Here is an 11,949-nt window from a genome sequence, read left to right on the forward strand (position 1 = left end):
GTAAATATCCGCACAAAAAATAATGCCAGTCAGCTTAACTGACTGGCATTACAGCCAAAGCTGCTTTTTTTATTGTGAATGGTACCAAGTGGCCCAAAGCAGATGTTTATCTTTTAATCAGTCACCGCAGCGGTTCGATCTTTGGGTTAAACCTTTGTCTGAGCGCTTTGAAACAACCGAGCAGAGCCCATCCTGAAGAAAATCACAAAAGCAACAAACCACAACAACAGGCTGTCGCCGGTGCGGCTATATAAAGTGCGGCCCTGCGCCAGTTGCACTTGCGCTGTTAATACGCCATCGGCAAATTGTGGCAGCTGCGCCTGTAAGCTGCCGTCCGGCCGCGCTATACCGGTTAAGCCGTTATTGGTGGCGCGCAACAAAGGCCTGCCAAACTCCAGCGCACGCATCTGGGCAATCTGCATATGCTGCAGCGGGCCAATAGAAGCACCAAACCAGGCATCATTGCTGACTGTTAATAAAAAGTCGGTGTCATTGGTAAAGTTGGCCTGAATTTGCCTTGGGAAGGCAATTTCAAAACACAGGGCAGCCAGCAGCTGATAACCGTTGGCGTTCAGGTTAGGCTGCAGCCAGTCACCACGGGCAAAAGAGCTGTTGGGTAAATCAAAAAAGGGCGCAACGTCTCTGAGCCAGCGTTCAAAAGGCACAAATTCACCAATTGGCAATAAATGATGTTTCTGGTAACGGTTTTTGCTTTCGTACAGGTAATCACCGGCTGTGGTTTTGCTGCCTGATTTGCCAAGTACAATAATGCCGTTGTAGGCATCACCATTATTTTTGTAATCAAGAATGCCGGTGATCACTGCACTTTGTTGCTCGGCAGCCTGCATATCCAGATTTAACAAATAAGCCTGGGCCAAAGGTTCCAGCTGCGGAATAGCAGCTTCGGGCCACACCACAATTTGCTGCTGTAAATGCGGTTTACTCAGCTGCATATACTTTTTCATGGTCGGCAGCTCTTGCTCCGGATCCCAGCGCAGTTCCTGTTTAATATTGCCTTGCACCAGCGCCACTGAGACTTGTTCGTCGGTCAGTTGCCAGCCTTTTAACGAATTTAATAACGGACTGCTGAGTAATAACAACGCAGCCACAGCAAGCGGAATAAAACGTTGTTGCTGTTTAACTGCGCTGCTGAGTGCCGGCAGCACTGCAGCTGCGGCAAACACCAGCAAAAAGGTAATGCCGGTTTCGCCAATCAGCGGCGCCCAAGGCGCCAGCCAGCCTTCAGTTTGACTATAACCTAATGATAACCATGGAAAACCTGTAAAAAGCCAGGAACGCAGGTTTTCACTGAGTACCCAGCAGCTGGCAAACAGCAGTGGAAATAACAGCAGATTGCCTTTGTTGATGCGATACACCGCATAACTGGCCAGAGCCGGGAACAGGCTTAAATAAGCCACCAGCAGCGCCATAATGCCAAGGCTGGCGGCCAGCGGCATACCCCCAAAAGTAGCAATGCTGACATGCACCCAGCTGACACCAAGACCAAACCAACCCAGGCCGTAAGCAAAACCAAAAAGGGCGGCCTGTGTGGCCGATGTGGCGATGCCAAGCGACAGCGCCAGCAGCGCCAAAGTGAATAAAGGTAAAAAATGCAGCTGATAAGGTGCAAAAGCCAGGGTATTGGCAAGGCCTGCCAACAATAACAACAGGCTTAACAACAACGGATGCTGACGGAAAAACACAACAAGATTGGACACGGTTTGTTTACCACTTTAACTGGAACTGACAACCAACAAGCCACCATGTTTTTGCCTGAAGCCGGCAGCAACAAGCGGATCATTGCCGGGTTGTTGGATTTTGTACTCTTTGTTCTGCAGAACGACGCTTATTCAGCGTCGTTCTGTTCGGTTTTAGGTTTGACCACCTGCAGCTGCACTAAACGGCGGCTATTGGCTTTGTACACTTTAAAGGTCAGGCCACCCAGTTCAATCACTTCACCTTTGGTTGGCATATGGCCAAAAGCATGCAGCACTATACCACCTATGGTGCCGGCTTCTTCTTCATCAAAGCTGGTGCCGAAACTTTCGTTAAATTCATCCAGCGGCGTCAGGGCGCTGACCAGATACACATGGCTGCCCAATTGGCGGATATCGGAACCTTCTTCATTGTCGTGTTCATCTTCGATGTCCCCAACAATCTGCTCCAGAATATCTTCAATGGTAATCAGACCCGACACACCACCATATTCATCGACCACTATCGCCATATGGTAGCGTTTTTGCCGGAACTCTTTGAGCAGTGCATCCACTCTTTTGCTTTCCGGAATAATCACGGCAGGGCGCAATAAATCTTTTAAATGCCACTCTACATCGGGCGTCAGTGCATATTGCAGTATGTCTTTGACAATCAAAATGCCTTCGATATGGTCTTTGTCTTCATTGACCACCGGATAACGGCTGTGATTGTTTTCCAGCAGAATAGGCAGGAATTCACTGAGCGGCTGATCAATGTCGATGGTGGCCATTTGTGAGCGTGGCACCATAATATCGCGGGCGCGCATTTTGGATACATCCAGCACCCCTTGCAGCATGCCTTTGGTATCGGAGTCGATCAGATTGCGCGAATTGGCTTCGGCAATGACTTCTTCTAAATCAGACAGGTCCTGAGGTTCTGCGGTAAAAATGGCGGCGATACGCTCAAGCCATGACTTCGCGGCAGAACCGCTTCTCGAGTGTGGATTGTCGTCACTCATAATGTAAAAACCAGCTCCGTGTTAGGTTGAACTCTGTTATTCAGGAATCACATAAGGATCGGCAAAACCAAGTTCTGCCAGGATCTGAATTTCTTCTGCTTCCATTTCGGTCGCATCTTCTTCATTTATATGGTCAAAGCCAAGTAAATGCAAGCTGCCATGCACCACCATATGGGCCCAATGTGCAGTTAAAGTTTTGTTTTGTTCAGCGGCTTCTCGGGCCACCACCTGAGCACAAATCACTAAATCTCCGAGGAGCGGCAGTTCCACACCGGGCGGGCACTGAAACGGAAAACTCAGCACATTGGTGGGTTTATTTTTTTCACGATAATCAAAATTCAGTTGCTGGCTTTCAGCTTCATCGACAATCCGCACCGTCACTTCAGCTTCAGCCTGAAAAGGTAAAATGGCCGCTTCCAGCCATTGCTGAATTTGATGTTCGCCGGGCAGATTGTCGGCTGTACTGGCCAGTTGTAAATCTAAAATAATACTCATGATGCTGCTGTATCCGAATTGGGCGTTGCTTTTTTCGCCCTGCTGCGTGTTTTGGCTGCCGGCGGCTCAGCTGCTATTGCTGGTGTTGCGACAGGGGTTGTGATGGCACTGGCTGCCAGCCTTGCGGCCTGCTCAGCTTCGCGCTCTGCCTGTTTTTCTGCGGCCGCTTCAGCCTCAAAGGCCTCATAAGCCAGCACAATTTTTTGCACCACAGGGTGGCGCACCACATCTTTGGCAACAAAATAGTTAAAACTCAGCGCATCCACTTTGGACAGCACGTCAATAGCGTGTTTTAGGCCTGAATAAGTGCCACGGGGTAAATCCACCTGGGTAACATCACCGGTAATCACCGCTTTGGAATTAAAACCAATGCGGGTTAAGAACATTTTCATCTGTTCAACAGTGGTGTTCTGGCTTTCATCCAGAATAATAAAAGCATCACTTAAAGTTCGGCCACGCATATAAGCCAGCGGCGCTATTTCGATGGTGCCACGCTCAAGATACTTTTCTACTTTTTCAAAACCCAGCATATCAAACAAGGCGTCGTATAAAGGGCGCAGATAAGGGTCCACTTTTTGTGCTAAATCACCAGGTAAAAAACCCAGTTTTTCACCGGCTTCTACCGCAGGGCGGGTCAGCACAATACGGCGCACCTGGTTTTTCTCCAGAGCGTCCACGGCACAAGCCACAGCTAAATAAGTTTTACCTGTGCCGGCCGGGCCAATACCAAAAGTAACATCGTGGCGCAAAATATTGGCCACATAACGGCTTTGGTTTGGATTGCGCCCTTTAATTAACCCTTTTTTGGTTTTAATGCTGACTTCCTGCGCCTGCTCATCCACCTGCACTAAAGTGGCCGGATGTTCTACGCCGCTGATAGCTAAATGCACCTGCTCGGATGTTAAAGGCACCAGCTTACCGCTGTCATTGATGGTTTCCTGATACAGGTTTTGCACCAACTGCTGTACTAACGGCAATTGTGCTGTGAAACCAAGTAAACGGAATTTGTCGTCACGTAAACTGAGCTGAACCCGGAAATGGCGTTCAATCTGGCGGATATGGTCATCAAAGGGGCCGCATAATAACGACAAACGCTGATGATCGGTGGGTTCTAGGGTAAATTCGATACTGCTGACTGGATTATCCAAAGGTCCTGTTCTCTGTGGTTAACGAGGCCGCGGCTTTAGCCTGGTGCGGCCTCTGTAAAACTGTACTCGACTCAGGGTTGATAGGTCTGTACCCCAAGTGGATCTGCTTTTGGCTGACGTGCCAGAATTTGTTGTGGTGACACGTCGCGGCGTAAACCCATTTCTTTTTCGGTGCGAACCACCACACCTTTTAAAGAATTGGTAAATACATCAGTAATTTTGACATCAACAAAACCACCGATCATATCCGGGGTGCCTTCGAAGTTGACGACCCTGTTGTTTTCGGTGCGGCCGGTCAGTTCCATCAAGTCTTTTTTCGACGGACCTTCCACCAGAATACGTTGTTCCGTGCCTAACATGCCACGGGCTATCTGCAATGATTGCTGGTTAATGCGATCCTGCAGAATGTATAACCGTTGTTTTTTCTCTTCTTCACTGACGTCGTCCGGTAAATCGGCAGCAGGTGTGCCTGGACGGGCGCTGTAAATAAAGCTGAAGCTCATATCAAAACCGATACTGGCGATTAAGTCCATGGTTTGGGCAAAATCTTCTGCCGTTTCACCCGGGAAACCAATAATAAAGTCGGATGACATGCTTAAATTTGGCCGGATTTTTTTCAGCGCACGAATTTTGGCTTTGTACTCCAGCGCTGTGTGGTTGCGTTTCATCAGCGTCAGAATACGGTCTGAACCTGACTGCACAGGTAAATGCAAATGATCCACCAGCTCTGGCACGTCACGGTACACTTCAATAATATCGTCTGTAAATTCAACAGGATGGGATGTGGTATAACGAATACGGTCAATACCGTCTATAGCGGCCACTAACCGTAATAACTCGGAAAAATGGCAAATTTTGCCATCATGGGTTTCACCGCGGTAAGCGTTCACGTTCTGACCCAATAAATTGACTTCACGCACACCTTGTTCGGCCAGCTGGGCAATTTCCAGCAGCACGTCATCCAGCGGACGGCTGACTTCTTCACCGCGGGTATAAGGCACCACACAGAAAGTACAATATTTAGAGCAGCCTTCCATAATGGACACAAAGGCGGTTGGGCCTTCAGCTTTAGGTTCTGGCAGACGGTCGAATTTTTCAATTTCAGGGAAAGACACATCCACCACAGGCGAACGGTCGCCCTTCACTGAGTTGATCATTTCCGGCAGACGGTGCAGCGTTTGTGGCCCAAAAATAATGTCAACATAAGGCGCACGTTCACGGATAGAAGCACCTTCCTGTGAGGCAACACAACCACCCACACCAATAATCAAATTTGGGTTTTTCTTTTTCAGCGGGCGCCAGCGGCCCAGTTGATGAAACACTTTTTCCTGTGCTTTTTCACGGATAGAACAAGTGTTCAGCAGAATAACATCGGCTTCTTCCGCCTCTTCAGTCAGCGTATAGCCATGAGTGGCATCCAACAAGTCGGCCATTTTTGATGAATCGTATTCGTTCATCTGGCAGCCCCAGGTTTTAATGTGCAGCTTTTTGCTCATGGTAAATTCTTGCCTGTAAAAGTCGTCAACTACAAAAGGGCTGGCATTTTACCCGAGCCGGCTGCTGAGTGCCAGCATCTGCTGTGTTTAATCACAATGGCAACAACAGGCTTTTTTGTGTTGAACGCCGAATTGCCGCTGCAGGGTTATTTTGTTGCGCTACACTGGAAATATTGCTTATTTAAAGCCGGACTTCAGCGCCGCCTGAACCTCGCCCCGTCTTCCCAATCCCCGGTCCTGCAGTATGGTGACTGGGGATTTTTTCTTTGTGTTGCTTTTCTTTGCTTGATTAGTTACCTCTTTATTTTTTATCCATTTTTTTGCTTTTGCCGGCGGGATTTAAGCCGGCATTTTTACCCCTTACAAAAATTATTTCAGCTTTTACTAAACCATTTTTGTGCTCAGTACGACTCTGTTTACAACAGCTGTCACTGATAACGACACAAAAGGAGTTTTAATGAAAATAGCTGAACCCAGTGGCCAGGATGAGATCCGACGCCAGCGTAAAAAAATAACGCCAGCCCTTGGCTGGAGCCTTGCTGCTGTTGCACTGCTGGTATTGCTGGGCTGGCAACTCAGCCCGGCGCTTGCCCGTTGGCAGGACTCAGAGATGTCGGTATCCATGGCCAGAGTTCGGCTGGACGCGGTCAAAACCGCTGCTTTTATCCGGGATGTGTCTGTGCAGGGCAAAGTGGTGGCGGCGGTCAGTCCTAAACTTTATGCACCGGCCGACGGCACCGTCAGCTTTTTTGCCGAAGCCGGCACCACTGTCAAAAAAGGCGATGTGATAGCTGCGATTGACAGCCCTGAGCTTGATAGCAAGCTCAAACAGGAACAGGCCAGCCTTAATAGTCTGGCCACGGGCCTGGAGCGGCAAAAAATTCAGTCGCGTAAACAGCAGCTGATGGACCAAAAGGCGGTGGATTTAGCCAAAGTGGCACTGACCACGGCCGAGCGGGAAAAACGCCGTGCTGATCAGGGTTACAGCGTAAAAGCCATTAGCCAGATTGATTATGAAAAAGCCGGTGATGAGTTAAATAACGCCAGGCTGCAGTTTGAGCATGCGGTACGGGACGCCAAACTGAATAAAGAAAGTCTGGATTTTGAATCCACAGCATTGTCGCAGGAGCTGGAGCGCCAGACCTTACTGGTAGCCAATTTACAACGTCAGGTGTCGGCTTTGCAGGTGCAATCGCCGGTGGACGGCATTATCGGCAACCTCGCCACCGACAATAAAACCTACTTAAGCAAAAACCAGTTGTTGTTGTCTGTGGTGGATTTAAGCCAGTTTGAAGTGGAAATTGCCATTCCGGAAAGTTATGCCGACGACTTAAGCCTGGGCATGCCGGTGGAAGTGACGCTGGATCAGCAGCTGTATCAGGCACAGCTGGTCAGCATCTCCCCTGAGATTGTTGATAATCAGGTGACAGGCCGGGTTCGTTTTAAAGACAAAACGCCAGCTGGCCTTCGGCAAAACCAACGCCTGGCCAGCCGCATTTTGCTGGAGCAGCGTGACGCTGTATTGCAGGTGGCGCGTGGCCAGTTTTTAGAAAGCTCCAATGGCCAGTTTGCCTACAAGGTGCAAAACGGTGTGGCGGTAAAAACACCTATTACACTCGGCGCCCGCAGCCTGGCTGCTGTTGAAGTGCTCAGCGGCCTGAATGAAGGCGACCAAATTATTATTTCCGGCACCGATATGTTTCAGGGCGCCAATCAAGTTCAGCTGAATCAATAACAGGCTCTGGGAGCCCTGAGGTTTATTTATGTTAAAAATGAAACAGTTAGGTAAGGTTTTTCACACAGGCGAAGTATCTACTCATGCACTGCGTGAGGTGGATTTACATGTCAGAGAAGGGGATTTTGTCAGCGTGACCGGACCATCCGGCTCGGGTAAAACCACTTTTTTAAATATTGCCGGTTTGCTGGAAGTGGCAAGTTCAGGTGAGTTTTTGCTGGATGGTGACAACGTCAATTTATTGTCTGACTCACAGCGCTCTAAAATGCGTAACCAAAAAATTGGTTTTATTTTTCAGGGGTTTAATTTAATTCCTGAGCTGAATTTATTCGACAATGTGGATGTGCCTCTGCGTTATCGTGGTTTTGATGCCAAAGAACGTAAACGCCGGATAGAGCAGCAGCTGGAGCTGGTGGGGCTGGCGTCCAGAATGAAACATTTGCCCAGCCAGTTGTCCGGTGGCCAGCAACAAAGGGTGGCCATCGCCCGTGCCCTGGCTACCAGTCCGAGGTTTTTGCTGGCGGACGAACCCACAGGCAACCTCGACAGCCAGATGGCTCAGAGTGTGATGGCGCTTTTGGAAGATATTAACCGCCAGGGCACCACCATTATTATGGTGACACACGACCACGGCCTGGCGCAGCGCGCCAAACGGCAAATTTTTATCAAAGACGGCCGGGTGTCAGAGCTGACCGCTGTGGAGGGGTTGCACAGTGCCGGTCTGGAAAGGGTAACGCCTCTGCATACCCATGGCAGTGCTGATGCTGCCCGTCAGCTGGGGGTCTGATCATGCTGGCTTATTATTTACGTCTTGCCTTGATCAGCATCCGGCAAAGTCCGGGGCTGAGTCTGCTGATGGTGCTGGCGATTGGCCTGGGTATTGGCGCCGCCATGACCACTGTCACTGTGAATTACCTGATGTCGGCCAACCCCATTCCACATAAAAGTGAGCAGCTGTTTTATGTGCAGCTCGACAGTTGGGATCCACATCAGGCCGCCAATGAAAACGGCGATCCGCCAGATCAGTTGACCTACCGTGACGCCACTGCGCTTTTGGCAGCCAAAAAAGCCTATCGTCAGGTGATACAGGCGCAAATTGGCACAGTGGTGGAGCCTGAAGGCAAAGACAGCCTGCCGTTTCAGGTGTCAGGCCGGGCCAACTCGGCGGATTTTTTTGCCATCTTTGATGTGCCTTTTTTATATGGCGGCGCCTGGAGTGAAAACGCTGACACTGAGCAGCAACGCGTGGTAGTGCTGAGCCAGAGCCTGAATGAGCGGTTATTTGGCGGCAAAGATTCGGTTGGGCAAAAAGTAAAAATGGCCGGTGATTATTATCAGGTGGTTGGCGTGATGGCGAACTGGCAACCCAGACCGCGTTTTTATGATGTAACCACAGGCGCTTTTAACGAAGTGGAAGAGCTGTTTGTGCCTTTTAGCCTGCTGGCAGAGCCAAAACTCAGCCGTAATGGCAACACCAATTGCTGGAAACCCAGTGGTGAAGGTTATCCGGCCTTTTTAAATTCTGAATGTGTCTGGACTCAGATGTGGGTGGAGCTTAGAAACGACAGTGAAAAGCAGCAATATCTTGATTTTTTAAACGCTTATGTTGAGGAGCAGAAAAAGCTTGGCCGTTTTGCCAGACCTTTAAATAACAGGCTCAGTGATGTGATGCAGTGGATGGAAAACCAGCAGGTGGTGGCTGAAGATGCCAGTCTGATGATGGTGATGTCGCTGATGTTTTTATTGGTGTGTTTACTGAACACCATAGGTTTATTGCTGGCCAAGTTTTTAAGCAAAGCCCCACAAATTGGTTTACGTCAGGCGCTGGGTGCCAGCAGGCAACATTTGTTTGCGCAGTATCTGACCGAAGCCGGTTGTATTGGTCTGGCCGGTGGTTTACTTGGCTTGCTGCTGGCCTGGCTTGGCTTGCAGGGCGTGACTTTATTGTATGGCGATAGCATGAAAGGTCTGGCAGAGCTGGACTGGGTGATGGTGATGCTTGCGATGGGGCTGGCGCTGCTGTCGAGCTTATTGGCCGGTTTGTATCCAACCTGGCGTGCCTGCACTGTGCAGCCGTCGCAGCAGTTAAAAAGCCAATAAGGGGACTGTGATGTTTGAACTTGGACCAATTTTCCGCGCTTTATTACGCCAGAAGGTGGGGGCTGTGCTGATTGCACTGCAAATCGCGCTGACGCTGAGCATTATGGTAAACGCCATTTTTATGATGCAAAACCGCAGCACCCTGATGGCGCGGCCAAGCGGCCTGGATGAAGCCAATTTGTTTTATTTAAGCAACACCGTTTTTGCCCAAAACTATCCGCACCAGGCGGCGCTGGAAGATGACTTGCGGCTGATCCGATCTATCCCGGGTGTGGTGGATGCAACTCAGATCAATGCCATACCCCTCAGTGGCGGCGGCTGGTCCATGAGTCTGCAGAAAAAAGCCGGTGAAGGGGAAGACGGCACCGGCGTGGCGGTTTATATGGTGGACGAGCATGGGATCAATACATTAGGGGTGGAGCTGATTCAAGGCGAAAACTTCCAGAACACCGACATTCGCTGGCGTGCAGCTTCTGCCGTCGATTGGCCTGAGCGCACCATTATCAGCCAAGCGATGGCCGAGGCATTATTCCCCGGCAACTGGCAATCGGCGCTTGGACAGACCGTCTATATCAATAACAATGAGCCTATGCAAATTACCGGTATTATCAAAACCTTACAGGCGCCATGGAACGGCTGGGATGGGGTAGAGCGCAGTATGCTGGTGCCATATCAACTGGAAGGGCGCAATAACAGGTATATGATCCGCACCGAGCCAGGCCGGCGTGATGAGCTGATGCCCATTGTGGAAAAAGCGCTGGCAGAATCGGATAAAAACCGCATTATCCGCGGTGTAACAAGCCTGGAAGAAACCCGTGCCAACAGTTACCGCAGCCACAATGCACTCAACCGTATTCTGCTGCTGGTGATTGTGGTGCTGACCCTGATCACGGCCTTTGGCATTGTTGGTTTGGCGATGTTCAGCATCAACAGACGTAAACGTCAGATAGGCACCCGCCGTGCGCTGGGCGCCACTCAGCTGCAGGTAATGCGCTATTTTATGCTGGAAAATTTGTTGATCACCAGTTTAGGTGTGCTGATAGGGGTGGCCGCAGCGATAGGGCTCAATATCTGGCTGGTCAGTCAGTTTGAACTCAAACCGCTGGAACCCATGCTGTTGCTGACGGGGGTTGTGGCGCTTTATCTGGTGGGGCAGCTGGCGGTGTTGTATCCGGCGCGTAAAGCAGCCGCTATTGCACCTGCCACAGCGACCCGCAGTGTTTGATTAAGGTTCTGATCACAGCTCTGATAGCTGTCGCCTTTACGGCGACAGCTAGCGACAGCTTGTTAAGCCCGGCTGTTACAACAACCTTTGTCTGGTGCTGATATAACCGGCGTAAAAAATCACCAACACCCCGGCAAACCAACCCATAGTGACAGGCTCCTGCCAGAACAGATACCCAAACAACCCGGCAAAGACCACACTGCTGTAAGTCCACATGCCAATATCGCTGGCAGGGGCCAGCGCATAAGCTTTGGTCATGGCCATTTGACCTGCGGCGGCCAGCACACCCATGCCGGCAAAAGCCCACCAGGCGATTTCGGGCAAAGGTTGCCAGGCAAAAGGCACCGGAATAAAAGAAATAACCGCCGTTAACAGGGAAAAATAAAACACAATACGGGCGGCGGGTTCAGTGTCGGACATATAACGGATGGTGGTTTTGGTGATAGCGACCAGCACAGCAGATAATAATCCCAGCATTAAAATCAGCGTATTACCAGCTTCTCCCTGTAGTGGGATCGCCAGAAAAACGCCAACAAATCCAAGGGCTATCGCAAAGAGTGTTAACCGGCTTGGCCGCTCTTTCAGCCAGATCCGCGCTATTAATGGCACCACAAAAGGCGACAGTAACAACACCAGCATGGCCTGCGCCAAAGGCAGTTGGCTTATCACATAAAAAAAACAATACATGGAAATAATGCCGGTGGTGGCGCGACTGGCATGCAAATACCAGCGTTTGGTGTACAGAATTTGGCGACCCTGACTGACAATCCAGGGCAACATCACCAACAGCGCAAAAAAGTTGCGGAAAAACACCACCTGCGCCTGACTGGCGCTGTCGCTGGTCAGTTTCACTAAAGCGCCAATGCCGGCAAAACAGGCTTCAGCCAGCAATAACAACAATGCAGCAACATAAAGGGGTTTAAGCGGCACACCCGACTCCGGACATCGTGGCCTTGAGGTGCGCGCAGTGTAGCAGAAGTGTCGTTTATTGTCTGAGCTCAGCCTGGCTTATTGTGAGCGCCAGGCCGAAAAAGCGT

Annotated in this window: 10 protein-coding genes; 4 read left to right on the plus strand and 6 right to left on the minus strand. The window is 50.2% G+C overall.

Translation table 11 applies throughout. The features are described from left to right. Window positions 1–146: 146 nt before the first annotated feature. From lnt to miaB, 5 genes are all read right to left on the minus strand, one after another. On the minus strand, window positions 147–1,718 hold the full coding sequence (gene lnt / locus V7P87_RS07465) for an apolipoprotein N-acyltransferase (RefSeq protein WP_333796873.1): 1,572 nt from the start codon (window positions 1,716–1,718) through the stop codon (window positions 147–149). A gap of 128 nt (window positions 1,719–1,846) precedes the next feature. Then, window positions 1,847–2,713 (minus strand): HlyC/CorC family transporter, encoded by an 867-nt coding sequence (locus tag V7P87_RS07470; RefSeq protein ID WP_333796874.1) that lies wholly within the window; start codon window positions 2,711–2,713, stop codon window positions 1,847–1,849. A 36-nt stretch (window positions 2,714–2,749) separates the two neighbouring features. After that, window positions 2,750–3,208, minus strand: a complete 459-nt coding sequence (ybeY, locus tag V7P87_RS07475) for an rRNA maturation RNase YbeY (protein ID WP_296299843.1) — start codon at window positions 3,206–3,208, stop codon at window positions 2,750–2,752. Continuing rightward, the gene (locus tag V7P87_RS07480) at window positions 3,205–4,356 is read right to left on the minus strand and encodes a PhoH family protein (RefSeq protein ID WP_333796875.1); all 1,152 of its coding nucleotides are present in this window, start codon (window positions 4,354–4,356) and stop codon (window positions 3,205–3,207) included. The genes ybeY and V7P87_RS07480 overlap by 4 nt, the downstream gene beginning before the upstream one ends. 71 nt (window positions 4,357–4,427) lie before the next feature. Further along, window positions 4,428–5,852, minus strand: a complete 1,425-nt coding sequence (gene miaB, locus V7P87_RS07485) for a tRNA (N6-isopentenyl adenosine(37)-C2)-methylthiotransferase MiaB (protein ID WP_260657349.1) — start codon at window positions 5,850–5,852, stop codon at window positions 4,428–4,430. 457 nt (window positions 5,853–6,309) lie between these two features. Between miaB and V7P87_RS07490 the strand changes: the two genes are divergently transcribed. From V7P87_RS07490 to V7P87_RS07505, 4 genes are read left to right on the plus strand one after another with little or no spacing between them, the layout of a single operon-like run. After that, entirely contained in the window at window positions 6,310–7,587 is a 1,278-nt protein-coding gene (locus V7P87_RS07490) for an efflux RND transporter periplasmic adaptor subunit (RefSeq protein WP_333796876.1), read from the plus strand. Between the two features lie 28 nt (window positions 7,588–7,615). Further along, entirely contained in the window at window positions 7,616–8,374 is a 759-nt protein-coding gene (locus tag V7P87_RS07495) for an ABC transporter ATP-binding protein (RefSeq protein WP_333796877.1), read from the plus strand. 2 nt (window positions 8,375–8,376) lie between these two features. Next, window positions 8,377–9,687, plus strand: coding sequence for an ABC transporter permease (locus V7P87_RS07500; RefSeq protein ID WP_333796878.1), 1,311 nt, complete (start codon window positions 8,377–8,379; stop codon window positions 9,685–9,687). Between the two features lie 10 nt (window positions 9,688–9,697). Next, complete coding sequence (locus V7P87_RS07505; protein ID WP_333796879.1) at window positions 9,698–10,912, plus strand: ABC transporter permease; 1,215 nt, start codon at window positions 9,698–9,700, stop codon at window positions 10,910–10,912. Between the two features lie 75 nt (window positions 10,913–10,987). Here V7P87_RS07505 and V7P87_RS07510 read toward each other — a convergent pair whose 3' ends face one another. After that, window positions 10,988–11,842 carry a DMT family transporter gene (locus tag V7P87_RS07510; protein WP_296299851.1) on the minus strand — a complete coding sequence of 285 codons (855 nt, stop codon included), beginning with the start codon at window positions 11,840–11,842 and terminating at the stop codon, window positions 10,988–10,990. Window positions 11,843–11,949: the final 107 nt, after the last annotated feature.

This window comes from Rheinheimera sp. (assembly GCF_036782235.1).
In the GTDB taxonomy this organism is placed as follows: Bacteria; Pseudomonadota; Gammaproteobacteria; order Enterobacterales; family Alteromonadaceae; genus Pararheinheimera.